We start from the raw sequence: 17619 nt of genomic DNA on the forward strand, positions 1-17619 counted from the left end.
TCCAACACTTATTCTTCGTTTTTCTTTTTATGAACTGTTATTCAGCCAATTAGTAACATGTGCATCTACCGCCGCATCCGAAGTATCAGTGATAAACTGTGTCAGGAGCATAGTCTATCCGTCATACCGGAGAATCCAATCGGAAAATGAAATACAAAGAATGGCAGGCAAATAAGACTGCGAACAGTTGGAAAACACAGCTTCGTAAGGACATTAACCAAATCATCAAGATCACTTCCACCTATACAGAATTTCTTGCCATCATGCGAGCAAAAGGCTACGAAATAGGCAATGATGCTCTGGACGAAACGGGTGGAAAATACATCACTTTTCTTCCAGTTGGCAGAGAACGTGTAATCGGGGGAAAGGAATTTAAAAAGAATAAAAACATGGACGAAAAGAAACTGATAGACAGTAGAAAATATTTTATTTTCAAAATACGTGATTTAGTCAACAAATTGAACTGTTTGATATGTGGCAGGGAACTAAAAACTGCATTCGTGATGACTTATGGTACTTCTGGCAAGAAAAATCCTATTATCACAGAATCAGTCTGAACAGCATCAATAATGCGAAAATGCTGAATTATATCGACATAAACTATAAGAAACAAATGGAACGTTTCCTGCAGCTAAGAAATGGTATGGGAAATGAAAATACCAGAACCTTAGAACGTGTACTTTATACACTAAATTCTGCCAAATCCTTCACTGTCCAGAATCGTTTTCTTAACTTTTGGTCTTCCCTTGAATATATTTTGCATCCATTTCCACGCTTCACTATTATAGAAAAAGCAAGGGTTGTGGTTCCTGAAGTTTTTGGATTGTTTTACTTGAAAAATAAAATGAATATCTTCTGGGCACGCCTTACTTACTGCATAGAAAAGAAAGGATATTCTGAAAAATATCCTACTTTACAATCATTTGTAACGGATTGCCAAGACAAAAAGGACTATTCCACTCCAAAGATGATTTCATATCTGTGCAGTGATGAAAAGTATAATGATATTTTATCTGAACTTTCTTTCCATATTGTATTGGAACGAGAGTGTCGTGAACTAATTATGCTTTTGACTGAGCCTGCAAAGGCAAATAAGGCAATACAAGAATATTTTGACAGCATTAAGCATGACCTAAACTATATTTATCGTCTTCGCAACCAGTTAATTCACTCTGCGAAAGACATTGACGAATCATTGGAATATATCAGTTTTCGTCTATATCGCTATGTTAATTCTGTTCTCTCCACAATTCTGTATTATGAAGAAAAGAACAGTTTATACAATATTACAGATATATTGGGGTCGATAGATGCCACCTATCAGGATTACAGTGCAAAATGGTCAGAGGATAGCAAAAAGAAAAAAAACAATTCTTCTGAGACTCCGAAAAAAACTGTTTCCACAACAGAAATTTACCGTATTGTAAGACCCAAATACTTGTTTATCGAGTAACATATTAACACTCTTTATCTTTCCCTATGCCTGATCCATTGACAAATCAGGTATAGGCTTTTTATTAAAAGCAAAATGCTCCTTTACTCTTTATTTTCTTGAACCAAATCACGCACTAGTGTGCGTGATTTGGTTCAATACTTAATAAGTGTCAAAGACAGAAATATACTATTTTTTCTTTCGTGTCCAGATAAGTCCAATAACGGCTCCAATCAGGATAACTGGTGCGATTCTGACAAACAGCCACTCTAATGCGTGAAAGCCAACTCCGACAACTGCGGTTTCAGGGACACTATAATCCCAACCTAAATATGGACTTTTCAATACAGTTAAGACCGCAAAAACAATTACTATAATCGTACACAAGGCGATGCAAAAACCGTGAAGTGTTCTTCGTCTTGTTTCTTTCCTTTGTGCGAGCTGTAAGTTTATAATCTCAAGCTTTTCGGAAATTACTTTTAAATCATCAATCTTCGACTCAGCAATTGTTTCTCCAAGCAAGGTGCTTACGGGTGTTTCCAGCACTTCCGAAATGGAAATCAGCATATCAGAATCGGGTACCGACAATCCTTGCTCCCATTTAGAGATTGTTTGCCGTACCACATTCAATTTAATAGCGAGTTCTTCTTGTGAAAGTCCTTTTGATTTTCTGATAGCTTTCATATTTTCGTTTAGCATTATGGATAATCTCCTTCCTATCAATCGTTACCCTTATTTTATGTGGAACTACTCGTTGCTGCAAGCAACGCAAATTAACATTCAGGGCTTTAGCCGTGATTTGCTGTTGAAGAAGGTAAAAAGTTTGTTGTAAAGCAAAAAGGACGATGTCCACATATTCAGACACCGCCCTTATAAATCTTATTGTATCGCCTACACTCCGAAATATGCGATTTTCCACCTCTACACTCTTTTTAAAAAATGCAGTACATTTTAATACAACTTCGAACCCGCCGGAATCCGGTCATCCACCATCAGAAGATTCAGTCCTTCGTGACCGTCAGCCTCATGAACAGCACTAATCAGCATACCGCAGGAATCAATGCCCATCATCGGTCTCGGCGGCAGGTTTGTGATTGCAATACAAGTCTTTCCTACCAGTTCTTCTGGCTCGTAATACTCATGAATACCGCTTAAAATCACCCGATCCATGCCTGTTCCGTCATCCAGTACGAACTTTAAAAGCTTTTTGCTCTTCTTTACTGCTTCACATTCTTTGACCTTTACTGCACGGAAATCTGACTTGGAGAATGTGTCAAAATCAACCATTTCTTCAAAGAGTGGCTCGATTTTGACTTCTTTCCGCCATTCTGAATCTTCTTCTCAAGATAGGCCTTCTCTCTTGTAATGCATTCAGCCAGATGAAGCCGGTGTCTGGTCAATCGTTTTAGTGCAAGGAACTGGCTGCCGCGCCATGCCTCACATTTTTTAATGCGGCCGACTCTTGCGAAATCAGCGATCAAATAGGCATCCATGGGATCGGTCTTGTCCATTGCCACGTAAGACTTGCGATAATTGGCCGTTGCTTTCGGGTTTAGGCAGAAAACATAGGCCTTATAAGGCATAAGTGACTCACAGGTAGACAGATAATTGGCGATATGTATGCTGTAAACGGAAGTAGATTCCAGAGCAGCAACAATCATATTGAGATTGGGATGATCTTTCATACAGTCCTGGATCATCCCGGCAAGTTCATCAGCCCCCGGCTGATTGTTACGAAATGAGGGTGACAGCAGCTTGTTTTCATCGAAATCCATGGCATAAACAACGTTGGATTTTGAACTTACATCAATACCAACAAACAAAGTGGACATATAGTTGATCTTAATCATGTTATCACGCTCCTTTCCGATCTGGATTTATGAAGTCTTAGGTGAAGGTTGATCCTCTGCTGCATATGGTGACCGAAACCTCGCGTAATGAGCATTCACCCAGTCAGCCTTTTTTGCTGGTGCTACGGCTGGGGATGCAACTTCTGTGTTAGCGGAATGTGCCATATGTGCCAGACTGGATGCTCCGGAAGCAGTCACGGACTAAGCCGGCTGAAAGGTGAAAAAGCAGTGCCTTCGGACATCAGACTCTGCTGATATCATACCACAGGATTGACCTTATAAAAAATGTAACTGAAGGCTGTATAGATGGTAATAGAATGAGGGGAGTCCCTCTTAGATGTTCTTACCACTATACTAAAAAGAAATAAGTCTGTAAGCGGATTATTGATGCTTACAAACTTATTATACGAGGTGAAGGCGTATGATCCGTTATCGAGTTGACAGTCAGAATAAACGGATGGATCCGAGCACCTGGGAAGGAAGCATTAATTACATCTATGACAAAGGTTTTTATGAATGCGGGGTAACATCCAGAGGAAGTACGTTTCGACTGATGATTGGAAAGCATAAAGATGAAAATTTTCTGTGTATTCCCAACTGGAATGTTGGAATTGAACTATCAAAGCTGAAAGACAGGTTCTGGAATTATGAACAGCTGACACAGTATGGGAAAATGGGAAAGGTGGACGCACATAGCGTTGCGGATGCACTCGTCACATTGGACAAGTATATTAAACTATGAAATTGTGGCAGGCGCTGCCTGCTACAATCAAAAAAACCTGCTCTTGACATAAACATGAGCAGGTTTGTGACAGAATATAGAAGCAGCTTTGTGACAGGAGCCAAGATCATTAACAAAAGGAATGCTATATCTGTTCCTATTTCACGCGAAAACGGATCAAGATAAGAACTTTTATTTTATAATCTTATTCTGCTTAGGTATATAGGTTCCATACCCCCCTTCTTTTAGAATTTTTCCATTATCATATACCAGCTGCCCTCTTACCCAAGTCTGTTTTACTCTTCCTTTCATGTGCTGATGATGATAAATATTATTTACTGTTTTCGTCTTCGACAGACTCTTTGTACCATCAAAAATCCATTGTTCATTTAAATCTACAACTAAAATATCAGCATCTACCCCAGGCATTAAACTTCCCTTTTTTGGTGCCAAGCCCATAATTTTGGCTGTGTTTCCGGCCGTGATTGCCGAGAGCGTTGTTAATGGCAAATCCCGTTTATGGACTCCTTCCGTCAACATACCAGAAAGCATTGCATCGAAACCGCCAAAACCACTATATTCCAAAAAGAAATTCCCTTCTTTTACTTTTTCTTCATCAGAATATGGCCCATGATCAGATCCTAGAGTATCAATGGTTCCATCGAAAACATAGTTCCATAATTTATCGACATTCTCTCGACTCCGAAGCGGTGGATTACATTTTGCATATGACCCTTTTTCATCCATAATATTCTTATCAAACAATAAATAATGCGGGCATGTCTCAACATTAACTTTAATTCCCTTAGCTTTTGCTTCTTTAAGATACTGAGCTCCCTCGGCTATTGTCATATGGCATATATATAATCTTGATCCCGTTGCCTTAGCAAAAAGAGTTGCTCTCTCTATAGCTTCCAGTTCAACCCACCAGGGTCTCGCTTCATCGTGCATCCTATTTGGAATATTTTTCTGTTTCGCCATGCTTTTACTACCAAAGTCCGCCACTTCTGCATTTTCAGCATGAACACCAATAAGTCCATCAAATTTACTGGCATTTTTCATTCCCTGTACTAGATATCCATCTGTAATTTGTGGATAGTCTGGATTCGCAAAACTCATAAACCCTTTATAGGCCACACAGCCTAATGCGTTCAACTTCTCCAGGTTATCTACGCACCCTGGTGTAAGTCCACCCCAAAACGCAAAATCAACACAAGAATCTTTTTTCGCCACATCATACTTTATTTTAAATCCTTTTTCATCAGTTACCGGTGGAACGCTAAGTGGCATATCAACAATTGTGGTAATCCCACCCGAAGCAGCACACTGAGATCCACATTTCCAGTCTTCTCTATAGTTTTGCGGAGAAGGATCCCACATATGTACATGGGAATCAATTACACCTGGCATTAATATTTTTCCTTCTACGTTAATTTCCTGGTATTCCGAATTCAAGTGAATACCAGGCTGTAATATTCCAATAATTTTATCATCTTCTACAACTAAACTTCCATTTTTAACCTGATCTGGAAGAACTATCATTCCTCCATAAAATATCTTTTTGCTCATATTGCTAACCTCCTAAAAATTATAACTATTGCTTTCTACATGTTTCTTACTCCTGAAATGTCACCACCATCAATTACAAGCTCTGTGCCTGTCATAAATTGTGCTTCATCGCTCAAAGCATAGACAATTCCCGAAGCAATCATGTCTGGCTGAGCGATTCGATTTAAAGGATTAGATTTTGTGATTTTCATTCTAGCATTTTCCTTATTTACTTGATTATCTATATCTTTTTCTAACATTGGTGTTTCCGTAGGTCCGGGACAAATGCAGTTTACACGAATTCCGTCTTTTCCCAGTTCTAACGCCATACTACGTGCCATGATAATCAGACCGCCTTTTGACACATTATATGCCAGACTACCGGTAGACCCACATAGACCTTTTTGTGAAGACACAAATACAATACTTCCTCCTGATTTCATCAATTTTTCCGCTTCTTTACTTGAATAAAAAGCTCCTCGCAAATTCACAGAAATCACTTTATCGAAATGTTCTAAAGTTGTATTCTTAAAGTCATTTGATGATCCAATACCAGTACTATATACAAAACCATCTAGACTTCCTATATCATGTTTGATTTTTATAAACATTTCTTCTATAGAGACAGGATCCGAAACATCACATTTCATATACCAAACATCTTTATCCTTAAATTCATCTTGTACATCAGATGCTATAACGACTGTTCCCATGGATTTGAGCATATTTACCAGTGCATATCCAATTCCTCCTGAAGCACCTAAAACAAGAATTTTTTTATTCTTTAAGCAAAACATAATTATTCCTAGGCCTCCGCTATATTTTTGTGGATTTTAAGCTTTGTTTTAATTTCTTTGATTCGATCCGGCTGCAAAATCAAGATTAAGATAACTGTAATATATGGAATCATTAAAACCAAATAAGAGGAGATCGAGGTAAGCTGCAAAACATTTGCCAATGCTTCAGCAAATCCAAACAGTACCGCTGTAAACATAACCCCTATTGGAGTGGCATTTGATAACATGACGGCTGCTAATGCAATAAATCCTCTTCCGCCTACCATATCTTCGGAAAATTGTGTCAGATTGCCAAGAGACATCTGAGCACCACCTAGTCCACAAAGTATACCCGTGATTGTAATGCTAATCCATCTGTTCTTCGTTACATTTATGCCCACTGCAGTTGCCGCCATCGGATTTTCACCACATGCACGTATATTCATTCCAAATTTCGTGCGTTTTAAAATCAATTGAGTAACAAAAACCATGATAAACGCAATGTAAACCAATAATGTCTGGTCTGTAAAAAAATATTTTATTACGGGAATATCTTTTAATATGGGCACTGATATTTTATGCAGCCCCTGAATCTTGGGATCTGATAATGTTCCACTGGTCTTAAATAATGTACGTAATAAATATGTAGTTGCTCCAAGGGCAAAAGAATTGATCGCAAAACCACAAACAACGTTATCTCCGCCCATCTGCAATCTTAAAACTCCATAAAATATGTTAGTGAATACACCTCCGAGTAACGCACATAAAACTCCAATAATCGAGCTTCCGGTAAAATAGCTTCCTACAACTCCTGTAAATGTTGCCATTAACATACTTCCCTCATAAGTAATGTTTCCTGTGCCTGAACGTTCGCTATATACTCCACCTAAAGCGCATAGTAATATTGGAGTGCTTACCCGTAAAGTCGGCGAAATGATACTTGCTGAAATCATATCTTTTTTCTCCTTTCCTCTATAGAATTTTTTCTTGGCAATTTTATCGGAACATTAAAAATGTTAAATGATTTTATTGATATAAAACAAATAATTAACGCTTGTATAATTACCGCCAATGCTCTGGATATTCCAGCACTTCTTTCCAGAGTCAGTGATCCTGCTTTCAGCATTCCCATAAACAGGGATGAAATCAATATACCAATGCCATTGCTATTACCGAGTAAAGCTACCAGCATGCCATCTGTACCAAAGTCAGGTGAAAACTCAGACAAGAATCGTCCCTGAACTCCCATAATTTCAGAGGCTCCGGCAAGTCCAGCAATAGCTCCACTTAACAACATTACGGATAGTCTCACATGATTAACACTAATACCACTGTATTTTGCAAATTCCGGATTAAAACCTGACACCTTTATTTCAAAGCCTTTCGTTGTCTTATCAAAAAATATTATAAATAATACGATCAACGTAATGCCAAGAATAAAACCAAAAGAAATTGGACTGTTTCGAAATCTGGGAAATTGTGCCGTAGGAAGTAATTCGTCTGTCGTCAAAGAATCACCAAAATCTCCTTTAGTCAAAAAGAACTCTTTTACTAAAAAACTCGTAAAATGAATTGCAATATAGTTCATCATCAACGTTACAACAATCTCATTTGTGTTCCAATATACTTTTAATATTGCAGGCAGTAATGCCCAAGTCATACCAGCTAACATCCCAACCAGCATACATAGGGGAATATGAATAAACACAGGCAGACTCTTCACATAAATTCCAACCAACGTTGCTGCCATTGCCCCCATGTATAGCTGACCTTCCGTTCCCATATTAAATACGCCACCCTTAAAGGCAATACCTGAAGCTATACCACAAATCAGATAAATTGTGCTCCAACGTATTGTAGATGTCAGAGCCGGTAGGCCCCCTAAAGATCCCTTAATCAGAAAGGAATATACATTAACAACATCGAATCCACCTAACAGAATAAACAAAGATCCTAGCAAAAGTCCAAGGAAAACAGCTATAAAAATCGTCGAAGGTTTAATCTTTCTCTGCTTAAATTCAAAATTCATTGTATTGCCTCCTTATTACAGTCGTCTTCTTTAATACCTGCCATTAACAATCCTATTTTTTCCTCATTTGCCTCATTTCGATTAAGCTCTCCTATAATTTCCCCCTTATAAATAATAAGTATTCGATCACTCAATGCAAGTATTTCTGATAATTCATTAGAAATCAGTAGTACAGCATTCTTTGAATCGCGGTGTTTAATGATTTGCTGATAGATAAATTCCTGTGCACCAACGTCGACTCCACGTGTGGGCTGGCTTGCAATCAATAAGGAAGGCTTCAAAAACATTTCTCTGGCAATAATCAGTTTCTGCATATTTCCACCTGAGAGAGAGCTGATACTATCTGTGATTTTTCCTATCTTCACTTTATATTTTTTAATATTCTTTTTTACATAATCGTCTGCTTTAGAATATTTTAAAATTAGCCCCTGTTTTACCTTAGATGTTCTATATATAGTAGCCAGAAAATTATCCCTTATAGACATATCACTTGCAGTTGCAACACCGACACGATCATCATGTATATGCCCCATTCCATTTTTTCGACAAACTAAAGATGGGTTTTTCCCTGTTATCTTTTTCCCATTCAAAACTATCTCACCTGTTAACAGAGGTATCAATCCGGATATAGCATCTGCCAGTTCATGCTGTCCATTTCCTTGTACTCCTGCAATGCCTACAACTTCTCCTTCATGTACCTGTAACGAAATGTTTTTTACCGCAGGCAATCCGATTTTATCAAGACATGAGATATTATGTACATCCAAGACAACCTTTCCCGGATTATAACTTTCTTTCTCTACATCTAAGACAACTTCTCGACCAACCATCATATTAGTAATTCTCTTCTCGTCCGTATCCTTTGTATCAACATTTCCAATAATGGTCCCGTTTCTTAATACTGTTATTTTATCAGTAACCATTTTTACTTCGGCCAGTTTATGAGTAATTAAAATTATACACTTACCCTTGTTTTTCAAATCTATTAATGTCTTCATCAACTGTTTTATCTCTTGAGGCGTCAAAACAGCCGTGGGTTCATCCATAATAAGTATCTCCGCTCCTAAATACAGAGCCTTCAAAATCTCCACACGTTGTTGAAGTCCGACCGTGAGGTCGCTGATTTTATCCTTGGGATTAATATTCAATCCGTATTCCTTGCTCAGCTTTTTGACAATCTCAATACTCTCATCTAAATTAATCAATCCTCTTTTTGACGGAGGCTTTCCTATAACAACGTTCTCCGCGACTGTCATACTGGGAACTAAGCTAAAATGTTGGTGAACCATACCAATTCCCTGCGCTATTGCATCTTTAGGAGATGAAAAAGAATGCTTTTCTCCATTAATACATAACTCTCCATCATATTCTGTGTACATGCCATATAGCACTCTCATTAACGTTGTTTTCCCAGCACCATTTTCGCCTACAAGGCCATGTATTTCACTCCACCCGGCATGAAATTCTACTGCACTATTTGCCACAACTTGTCCAAAACGAACAGTTATATCATGCATATCCACTGCATTTTTCACACTATTTGAACCTCCTATTGAGCCTTATTCTTCAGGTACTTCAGACACATTTATTTTTCCATCAATAATATCCTTTTTTGTGTCTTTTAACAGGTTTACAACCTCATCATCTGTCTTATAGGTTGAATCTTTTGGCAAAACAAAATCTAATCCATTATTATCTAAACCATAGGTATACGGACCAAATTTTAATCCTGTATCATTCTCTTCTTGAAAGCATTGATATACCCAACTACCATAATCTATAACCATAGATCCGATTACCTGTCCCGGAACAAGATCATTTTGATCAACATCACAGCCAACAACCTGCCCACCTGTTTCCTTTGCTGCATCAAAGACTCCTGTAGAAGAAGCTGCCGCGGCAACATAAATGATGTCAGCTCCTTGATCATACAACATCAGAGCCAAATCTTTTGCTTTTGCTGGATCTGTAAAGCTGCCCACCCATGTTGCGTCTATATTAATATCTGGATTAATTGATCGAGCTCCAGCCTCAAATCCAGCTCTAAACTGATTAATAGTTGGATTATCAGATCCACCCATAAAGGCGATATGATTTGTTTTTGTTGTTTTTGCCGCATCAACTCCTGCCAAATATGATCCCTCTTCTTGTTTACTCATTAATGATTTAACATTTGGCAAATCTATTTTTGAATAAACTAGAATAAATTTACTATCAGGGAAATCTGCAGAGACTTTTGAACAGGCATCCTCTAATGCTCCCCAACAGGGCATAATTATGTCGTATTTTTCTTGTGCAAGTGAGCGAAGTGTCTCTTCATATTCTCCCTCTTTCACTTCAATCACGGTTGGATCATAACCAAACTCTTCGCATCCTTTTTTGAATCCTTCATATGTATTATCTGTAACCCCTTTATCCCCCAGAGGCTGAGCCGTAACCATAGCTGCTTTCCTTCCGGTACTATTTGAGCTGGTAGAAACTTTAGATTTTGATTCTTCTTTTGTTCCTGATCCTTCAGGCACAGTTTTTCCGCAAGCAGTCATCGATATAGTCATAATACTTGCTACTAATACAGCCAACATCTTCTTCATTGTAAAACCCTCCATATTGTATTTTTTATTGCTCATCTTTGATGAGTCGCATACATTATAACGTATTCTCTTGAATCTGTCGATATGGCATTTTTAAATAAATATTGTCCTTTTTTTTGTGCCTTTTTACCATATACCAGTATCTTTTTATTATTTGCTTTGCAAATCTATTTTCTATTTTTCTTTTTCATTCATCATTGTTAATCAAGAGCATTTCAAAATGTCAGCTTACATCCGGTTGGCCTTTAGCCTTATTTACAATATGTTTAATCATCCCATCACGGGACTTAATTTTTCCGCAAATAATATCTTCCTCTGTAATTTTTGCTAATAAAATCTCTCTTTGACGTACTCTTTCCCAATCATACGTTATATAAATATACCCATCTTCACATTCTTTGGCGTCTGGATAAGCAGCTTCATTTCTTTCATCCAATAACAGCGTATGGGGCCACGTTTTACCGTCATCCTCACTTAACATTGCTGTCAAATGACTTCTTCCTTTCCATGCTTTAACATTTCCCTGTTGCATAATGTTACTTAGGTCAATTTTTTCATCAAAGTTCAAATGGTTTACCATAAGTAACCTTCCAGACTTTAACCGACGTATATGGAATCTTGAGCAAGGGCCATCTATGTGTGATTTTTTTCCTTCTGTCCAAGTATAGCCTTCATCATAAGAAAAGCTTTCACCAATTCCATCAAAAGTACGTACTAACATCCAAAGTGATTTATCTTCTTTTTCTACAACCATATGCTCATCAAAGCTGCGGTTTGGTATATCCGCAGATCCACGCAGTCTAAAAGTTTTTCCTTGATCTGAGGAAGCATAGATATTAGAAAACTGTTCTTTTTCCAATCCATGTCTTTCTGTTGGAAAAGCTCCACATTCATCGCGCCAGATTGCACAAGGGAATAACCAATCTCCTGTTGAAATTATTGTTGGTTTATTAATCATTATCCCATTTGCAATTCTTCGTGGTGTCGTCCAAACCAGTGTATCGGTGTCTGGGTGCTTACATATAACAGCCCATACTCCACTTCTACAGTCATTAAATCCATGCACCTGATTATAAATCATCCAAAGTTCTCCTTTAGGAGACAGCCATAAGCATGGATCATAGATGCGACATTCCGGATCTGGATGTTCAACAACCGTGACACACGATTTAAAAGTATGTCCTTTGTCATCGCTGACGCAAAGTACTAAAAAGTTACCTCCGATTTCTGCTCCATCCCCTGAAAAGAAATCAACAAAAATACGACCTTTAGCTGTTACTTCGATCGATGGGACACCCTGCCATCTCCTGTTAACATCTCTAAATCGATTATCTACAGGATTTACCAGTACATTGGCTGGTGTAAGTGCTGAGTTAGATAAGTTCATCTTTAACCTCCTATTGTTTGATATTGTTCATCATTGATGAGTCATTAGAGTATAGCATAGTTGGTCATTTCTTTCAATATATTTTGTTTACTTTATGTTTTTTAGTATTAATTTATAATTTCTCTTGACATTCTCGGCTTTTAAAAGTATCATGTTTCTATACACGAATCATATTTGATGAGCTTATGGATTTTAGTTATTAAAAGGAGGATTTCTTAATGACAACATTAATAATCGGAGGGAATGGTTTGATAGGTTCTCATCTGGTAAAGAATATGGCTGGGTCAGGAGAAAGCGTAATCAGTTTCAGCGGCCATGAAGCAAAAGAAAAGATTCCAGGGGTAACATATATTCAGGGTGATGTAACTGAGTATGGAACTCTTAATCAAATATTACATACAAATAAGATAGATCGTATTATACATAATGCAGCTGTTTCACACCCCAAACTTTATTTGGAAAACCCTTATAAGATCTATAGGATTAATGTTCTAGGCACACTTACAGCCTTAGAGGCTGCAAGAAATTACGGTATTTGCCGTTTTATTTACATTAGTTCTGGAGCTGTTTATGGTAACGTTAGTCTTAATTCTGTTGCAGAAGATGTACCGCTTCACGGAGAAAGTCCATATGGTGCATCTAAGGTAGCTTGCGAAGAATTAGTTAGAAACTACGGTCTGGATAGCGCCTCATTACGTATAGGATTTGTATACGGTCCAGGGCGTAAATTCGAATGTCCAATTCATATGCTTCTCAGCGATTGTATAAATAAAGGAGAAGTTAATTGGGAACACGGAATGGATCAAATTATGGACTACATCTATATAGATGATTGTGTTGATGCAATCGCTACAATAGCGACTGCAGAAAAATTGCCACATACAGAATATAATATAGGTGGTGGTGAAAACGTTCCCTATTCAAGAGTTGTAAAATGTATAAATAACCTTTATCCAGATGTACCATTTAAAATTGGGAATGGAACGTTGGGATATGATAATCTTGGAGCTATGAATATGGAACGTTCATTAAATGATTTTAATTGGAGACCTAGGGTGCCTCTTGAAAAGGGCATCTCATTGTATAATGATTGGATTAAATCACACGAAAAATAAATTTAATTGACAGATTGCAATTAAACTTGTAAACAAACACAAAATCAAGTATACTCATAATTGTAGGAGTCCTGCAGCATGAGAAGCAAAGCTTCAGCTGTGGGATTTCTTACTCTAATACTCGCTCTCTGTAAGCCAAACAATAGTATTACACTGGAATAGCCAAATTTAAAGAACCATCAGACTTAAAATTTGGTTTAATATGGAAAAGGATATATAGTTTATGACAGATATTGATAACACTCAAAAGCGCTTAATGCAGACAGGACTTTTTCGCACTGAAAATGATGCTGTTAAATTTATGATAGCACGTATTATTAATGACAACATTTCTCCAATCGGTGCTTGGACCTTAAAAGAAAAGTTAACAAGGCAGGGGCTCGATTACGGTACAGCGACTGTAGGCAGATATCTAAAAGAATTAGATTCACAGAGTTTAACAATTCAGCAAAGTAATCAAGGACGTATTTTAACTGAACACGGAAAGCACTGGTTATCTGATATTTCCAATAATGTTGCGCGAGCACAAATACACAATAAAACCTCTAAAGCATTAAAAATTGATAATTATTCGGATCTAATTGATTTAATACAGGCGCGTAAGGCTATTGAGGTTACAGGTGTATCACTTGCTGTCAATCAGGCCACAGAAGAAGATCTTTCTAGGTTAAAGCAGTCTGTTATTAACCATTATCGTTGTGTGGCCGAAAAGCAGGACCCCACTGAGTCAGCATTAAATTTCCACCTAACCTTAGCCGAAATCAGTCATAATCGCTTTATTAAGGCGATCCTTGATATGCTTGTGTTTGAGGAAGAATCTATTGAAAATAATATGAATCAGCTAATTACCAGAGATAGAGGAGATATTTACGTTGTGGAACATGACGATATTGCCACTGCCATTGTTGAAAGAAATGAAAAAAAGGCCACTTCATTAATGACTCATCACATGGATGCACTTTTATCAGCTGTTCGCGAACAAATAGAGTTAATGTCTAATGAAGACCATGTTTCATAAATCAAGCGTCACACATATTTAGCATATAAAACCGATGGTTAATTTGTCAGGCATTTAATCCATCGGTTTTATGGCAATCTAAGCTGCATATATCTCATTCAATATTCTTTCAAGATTTCCATATCTTCCTCAGTCAATTCTATTGGTTTTCCAAATCCGAATGAACCTTCTCTCAAGCATTGCTCAGCGGAAAATACTGCTGCACAGTATAGGCAGATTTTCATCAGCAAATCCTGATATTCAGCAATTAAAAGAATTCCCGGGACATGACTTTCTTTAAAATCCACGGCCATTTTCATTTCTTCCAAGTAATTGAACAAAAAGCAAGCAATAAATGAATCCCCCGCTCCCATAGTGTCTTTCGCATTTATTAAATACGGACTTTGTTCATAAATTTTTCCGCCAATCATAAGGCATGCCCCTTTGGATCCCCTGGTTGCAAGAACTATTTGTCTGCATCCAAAATCAAAGATAGTTTCCATAACTTCATAAACTTCCTACTTTTCCATGTTTCCACAAGATATCTCGGCACAGTCAGCATAGAGACAGCATTTCTTTAAATATGCAGTATCATAACAATCAGAAAAATCCATTGACAAAAATTTTGATACTTTATGCATCAAAGGTAATTGATCCTCTATGTAGCTATGAATGCTGGTATGAAGCAAATCAAATTCTTGTATATACTGCAAGTCAATATTATTCAATTCCGGAGGATTCGTTTTCGATACTCCACCCCCATTGCCTTTTAAAAACTTTCTGTCACCATTGATCAATAAAACCCGATGTAATTCTCCAGTACGGTTCTTATCATTACAAACTTTTATGTATGTTCTTTTTAAGGATCAGATAATTTTATTCCATTTCTACAGAAATCTCCTGATCTCCCAGTACTTCATAACTCCAGTTTCCATTACCGCCTTCCACATGAAGAAAAATTGTTTCACCTTTTCTTTTTGCATGTGCAGTCATAATTACTTTGCCATTTAGATCCGTAACCTCAGTACTGGCGGAAGCACCCTCACTAAAGACAGAGAGGCAGAACTTCACACCATCACAATAATCATAATCCGGCTTTGTATCGCAGCTTCCCACAGCCAAAATCGAGTTTGGACGTACCAACAGCGGCAATGAGAAGTAATCATGTATCTCTTTTTTCCACTTTCCTCCTATGACCACATCCCCAGTCAGCAGGTTCACCCACCTGCCCTCCGGAAGATAATATTCCACCTCCCCGGACTCCTTAAATACTGGTGCCACCAGAAGAGAATCTCCGAACATATACTGCTTGTCTGGTGTTTCACAGGCCCTGTCTTCCGGAAATTCTACAAACATGGGGCGCATCATCGGTATCCCCTCCTCGTGAGTCTTCACCGCCTGCCGGTAAAGATAAGGCATCAGCGCGCATTTCAGTTTTACAAACTTTCGCAGGACATCGCAGGCCTCCTCGTCAAAAAGCCATGGCACCCGGTAAGAAGATGAGCCATGAAGCCGGCTGTGGGAACTTAAAAGGCCAAACTGACACCATCTCTTGTAGATATCTGCAGGAGCTGTCTTCTCAAATCCGCTGATATCATGGCTCCAGAACCCAAATCCCGCACAGGCCAGGGATAATCCGCTGCGGATGGTCTCTGCCATAGATGGATATGTTGCCGAACAGTCACCGCCCCAGTGAGCAGGAAACTTCTGTCCTCCCACGGTTGCGGAACGGGCAAACAATACAGCCTCGCCTTCGCCACGCTCACGTTCTAACAGCTCGAATACAGCCTGATTATATAACTGTGTATAATAATTATGCATTTTCACAGGGTCAGAGCCATCATAGTAGGCAATGTCTTTTACCGGAATTCGCTCACCGAAATCCGTCTTAAAACAGTCTACTCCCATATCCAGAAGCTTTTTCAGTTTATCCTGGTACCATGCACTGGCTTTTGGATTTGTGAAATCCACAAGTCCCATTCCAGCCTGCCACATATCGGTCTGCCATACATCACCATTCGATTTTTTAACTAAATATCCCAGCTTTGACCCTTCCTGAAACAGCGGTGATTTTTGTCCAATATACGGATTGATCCACACACAGATCCTCAGCCCCCGGTCATGATAACGTTTCAGCATCCCTTCCGGGTCTGGAAATGTCGCAGGATCCCATGTGAAGTTGCACCATTCATACGCCTCCATCCAATAGCAGTCAAAATGAAACACATGTAACGGAATGTCACGATCCGCCATTCCCTGAATAAAGCTGCTGGTTGTGCCCTCGTCATAGTTTGTTGTAAAAGATGTTGTCAACCAGAGACCAAAAGACCAGGCCGGGGGCAGTGCAGGTCTTCCGGTCAGTTTTGTATATCTGGCAATGGTTCCTTTCGGTGTATGCCCATTGATAACATAATAGTCCAGTCGTTCACCCTCGATGGAGAACTGCACCCGCTCTACTTTCTCACTTGCTATCTCATAGGATGCATCACCCTCATTGTCCAGCAGCACACCATATCCTTTATTGGTGATATAGAATGGAACATTCTTGTAGGCAATCTCACTGGCTGTGCCGCCGTCCTCATTCCACATCTCCACAACCTGTCCATTCTTGATAAATGGTGTAAATCGCTCTCCCAAACCATAGACGTATTCGTCAACATCCAGCGAAAGCTGATCCACCATATAGCATCGATTGGTCTTATTATTTGTCATATGCGCTATATTGCGAAATCCCGTGTTTGTAAGTTCTCTCTCTTTATCCATAAAGCGTATGCCCCAGGAATCAGGCCGCTTATCTATGATTGCCTTGGTACTTCCACTCTTATAGATAATACTATCTTCTGTTTCTTCGATTGTCACATGTGGAGCGGTATGGTTCACCTGTGCAAAAGGACCCTTGTAGGCGGTTCCTTCAAAGTGGGACACAGATACCTTGATCACATCCTCCATGGGACTTGTCAGCCGGATGGTAATCATGCCCAGATTCAGGCAGTCTCCTCTGTCGGAAATATGCTTTCCCGGTGCATATACGATCAGTTCATCGCCGTTTATCCGGCTGTCACAATACTCTACTGCATAAAGCGGTGTAATCTCTTTCTTCACACACCAATATCCATCTGTAAATTTCATTGCCTTTCCCTCTCTCAATCTAAGTTAATCATGTGGTCAGTAGA

General features: G+C 38.6%; 16 protein-coding genes and 1 pseudogene. 5 read left to right on the forward strand and 12 right to left on the reverse strand.

Annotated features, from left to right (window positions below):
- The first annotated feature begins 146 nt into the window (after positions 1-146).
- Together INP51_RS12665 and INP51_RS12670 are read left to right on the forward strand one after the other, a co-directional pair.
- Positions 147-557 (forward strand): relaxase family protein, encoded by a 411-nt coding sequence (locus INP51_RS12665; protein ID WP_193735203.1) that lies wholly within the window; start codon positions 147-149, stop codon positions 555-557.
- An 86-nt stretch (positions 558-643) separates the two neighbouring features.
- Complete coding sequence (locus INP51_RS12670; protein WP_193735204.1) at positions 644-1453, forward strand: hypothetical protein; 810 nt, start codon at positions 644-646, stop codon at positions 1451-1453.
- Positions 1454-1621: 168 nt separating this feature from the next.
- On the opposite strand, the gene INP51_RS12675 is transcribed toward INP51_RS12670, so the two are convergent.
- The 3 genes and pseudogenes from INP51_RS12675 to INP51_RS12685 all read right to left on the reverse strand — a co-directional run bounded on the left by INP51_RS12675 (position 1622) and on the right by INP51_RS12685 (position 3282).
- Entirely contained in the window at positions 1622-2131 is a 510-nt protein-coding gene (locus tag INP51_RS12675; protein WP_193735205.1) for a helix-turn-helix domain-containing protein, read from the reverse strand.
- A 252-nt stretch (positions 2132-2383) separates the two neighbouring features.
- Positions 2384-2746, reverse strand: a pseudogene (locus tag INP51_RS12680) (lysine--tRNA ligase); the annotation flags it as partial.
- The gene (locus INP51_RS12685; RefSeq protein WP_329602303.1) at positions 2674-3282 is read right to left on the reverse strand and encodes an IS110 family transposase; all 609 of its coding nucleotides are present in this window, start codon (positions 3280-3282) and stop codon (positions 2674-2676) included. The gene INP51_RS12685 and the pseudogene INP51_RS12680, both read right to left, overlap by 73 nt.
- Positions 3283-3703: 421 nt before the next feature.
- Between INP51_RS12685 and INP51_RS12690 the strand changes: the two genes are divergently transcribed.
- Positions 3704-4024 (forward strand): DUF6618 family protein, encoded by a 321-nt coding sequence (locus INP51_RS12690; protein WP_193735206.1) that lies wholly within the window; start codon positions 3704-3706, stop codon positions 4022-4024.
- 171 nt (positions 4025-4195) lie between these two features.
- On the opposite strand, the gene allB is transcribed toward INP51_RS12690, so the two are convergent.
- From allB to INP51_RS12725, 7 genes are all read right to left on the reverse strand, one after another.
- Entirely contained in the window at positions 4196-5572 is a 1377-nt protein-coding gene (gene allB, locus INP51_RS12695) for an allantoinase AllB (RefSeq protein WP_193735207.1), read from the reverse strand.
- A 35-nt stretch (positions 5573-5607) separates the two neighbouring features.
- The gene (locus INP51_RS12700) at positions 5608-6348 is read right to left on the reverse strand and encodes an SDR family NAD(P)-dependent oxidoreductase (RefSeq protein ID WP_193735208.1); all 741 of its coding nucleotides are present in this window, start codon (positions 6346-6348) and stop codon (positions 5608-5610) included.
- An 8-nt stretch (positions 6349-6356) separates the two neighbouring features.
- Complete coding sequence (locus INP51_RS12705; RefSeq protein ID WP_193735209.1) at positions 6357-7280, reverse strand: ABC transporter permease; 924 nt, start codon at positions 7278-7280, stop codon at positions 6357-6359.
- Positions 7277-8356, reverse strand: a complete 1080-nt coding sequence (locus INP51_RS12710) for an ABC transporter permease (RefSeq protein ID WP_193735210.1) — start codon at positions 8354-8356, stop codon at positions 7277-7279. Before INP51_RS12710 ends, INP51_RS12705 begins: the two co-directional genes overlap by 4 nt.
- Complete coding sequence (locus INP51_RS12715) at positions 8353-9891, reverse strand: ABC transporter ATP-binding protein (RefSeq protein WP_207736879.1); 1539 nt, start codon at positions 9889-9891, stop codon at positions 8353-8355. The genes INP51_RS12710 and INP51_RS12715 overlap by 4 nt, the downstream gene beginning before the upstream one ends.
- A gap of 24 nt (positions 9892-9915) precedes the next feature.
- A complete protein-coding gene (locus INP51_RS12720) occupies positions 9916-10983 on the reverse strand; it encodes a BMP family ABC transporter substrate-binding protein (RefSeq protein WP_193735211.1) in 1068 nt (355 codons plus the stop codon).
- Between the two features lie 187 nt (positions 10984-11170).
- A complete protein-coding gene (locus INP51_RS12725; protein ID WP_193735212.1) occupies positions 11171-12334 on the reverse strand; it encodes a sialidase family protein in 1164 nt (387 codons plus the stop codon).
- 218 nt (positions 12335-12552) lie between these two features.
- Between INP51_RS12725 and INP51_RS12730 the strand changes: the two genes are divergently transcribed.
- Both INP51_RS12730 and INP51_RS12735 read left to right on the forward strand, forming a co-directional pair.
- On the forward strand, positions 12553-13449 hold the full coding sequence (locus INP51_RS12730; RefSeq protein ID WP_193735213.1) for an NAD-dependent epimerase/dehydratase family protein: 897 nt from the start codon (positions 12553-12555) through the stop codon (positions 13447-13449).
- Between the two features lie 223 nt (positions 13450-13672).
- Complete coding sequence (locus INP51_RS12735; RefSeq protein ID WP_193735214.1) at positions 13673-14467, forward strand: FCD domain-containing protein; 795 nt, start codon at positions 13673-13675, stop codon at positions 14465-14467.
- Between the two features lie 98 nt (positions 14468-14565).
- On the opposite strand, the gene INP51_RS12740 is transcribed toward INP51_RS12735, so the two are convergent.
- Together INP51_RS12740 and yicI are read right to left on the reverse strand one after the other, a co-directional pair.
- Complete coding sequence (locus tag INP51_RS12740) at positions 14566-14949, reverse strand: PfkB family carbohydrate kinase (protein WP_193735215.1); 384 nt, start codon at positions 14947-14949, stop codon at positions 14566-14568.
- 373 nt (positions 14950-15322) lie between these two features.
- On the reverse strand, positions 15323-17575 hold the full coding sequence (gene yicI, locus INP51_RS12745) for an alpha-xylosidase (RefSeq protein WP_193735216.1): 2253 nt from the start codon (positions 17573-17575) through the stop codon (positions 15323-15325).
- Between the last annotated feature and the right edge of the window lie 44 nt (positions 17576-17619).

Origin of the sequence: Blautia liquoris (genome assembly GCF_015159595.1) — a bacterium.
Classification (GTDB): Bacteria; Bacillota; Clostridia; order Lachnospirales; family Lachnospiraceae; genus Novisyntrophococcus; species Novisyntrophococcus liquoris.

What these genes read in the sequence shown, in the direction of transcription:
- INP51_RS12665 (WP_193735203.1), top strand. Translation starts at nt 147, where the DNA reads ATGAAATACAAAGAATGGCAGGCAAATAAGACTGCGAACAGTTGGAAA.
- INP51_RS12670 (WP_193735204.1), top strand. Translation starts at nt 644, where the DNA reads ATGGGAAATGAAAATACCAGAACCTTAGAACGTGTACTTTATACACTA.
- INP51_RS12675 (WP_193735205.1), bottom strand. Translation starts at nt 2,131, where the DNA reads ATGCTAAACGAAAATATGAAAGCTATCAGAAAATCAAAAGGACTTTCA.
- INP51_RS12685 (WP_329602303.1), bottom strand. Translation starts at nt 3,282, where the DNA reads ATGATTAAGATCAACTATATGTCCACTTTGTTTGTTGGTATTGATGTA.
- INP51_RS12690 (WP_193735206.1), top strand. Translation starts at nt 3,704, where the DNA reads ATGATCCGTTATCGAGTTGACAGTCAGAATAAACGGATGGATCCGAGC.
- allB (WP_193735207.1), bottom strand. Translation starts at nt 5,572, where the DNA reads ATGAGCAAAAAGATATTTTATGGAGGAATGATAGTTCTTCCAGATCAG.
- INP51_RS12700 (WP_193735208.1), bottom strand. Translation starts at nt 6,348, where the DNA reads ATGTTTTGCTTAAAGAATAAAAAAATTCTTGTTTTAGGTGCTTCAGGA.
- INP51_RS12705 (WP_193735209.1), bottom strand. Translation starts at nt 7,280, where the DNA reads ATGATTTCAGCAAGTATCATTTCGCCGACTTTACGGGTAAGCACTCCA.
- INP51_RS12710 (WP_193735210.1), bottom strand. Translation starts at nt 8,356, where the DNA reads ATGAATTTTGAATTTAAGCAGAGAAAGATTAAACCTTCGACGATTTTT.
- INP51_RS12720 (WP_193735211.1), bottom strand. Translation starts at nt 10,983, where the DNA reads ATGAGCAATAAAAAATACAATATGGAGGGTTTTACAATGAAGAAGATG.
- INP51_RS12725 (WP_193735212.1), bottom strand. Translation starts at nt 12,334, where the DNA reads ATGAACTTATCTAACTCAGCACTTACACCAGCCAATGTACTGGTAAAT.
- INP51_RS12730 (WP_193735213.1), top strand. Translation starts at nt 12,553, where the DNA reads ATGACAACATTAATAATCGGAGGGAATGGTTTGATAGGTTCTCATCTG.
- INP51_RS12735 (WP_193735214.1), top strand. Translation starts at nt 13,673, where the DNA reads ATGACAGATATTGATAACACTCAAAAGCGCTTAATGCAGACAGGACTT.
- INP51_RS12740 (WP_193735215.1), bottom strand. Translation starts at nt 14,949, where the DNA reads ATGGAAACTATCTTTGATTTTGGATGCAGACAAATAGTTCTTGCAACC.
- yicI (WP_193735216.1), bottom strand. Translation starts at nt 17,575, where the DNA reads ATGAAATTTACAGATGGATATTGGTGTGTGAAGAAAGAGATTACACCG.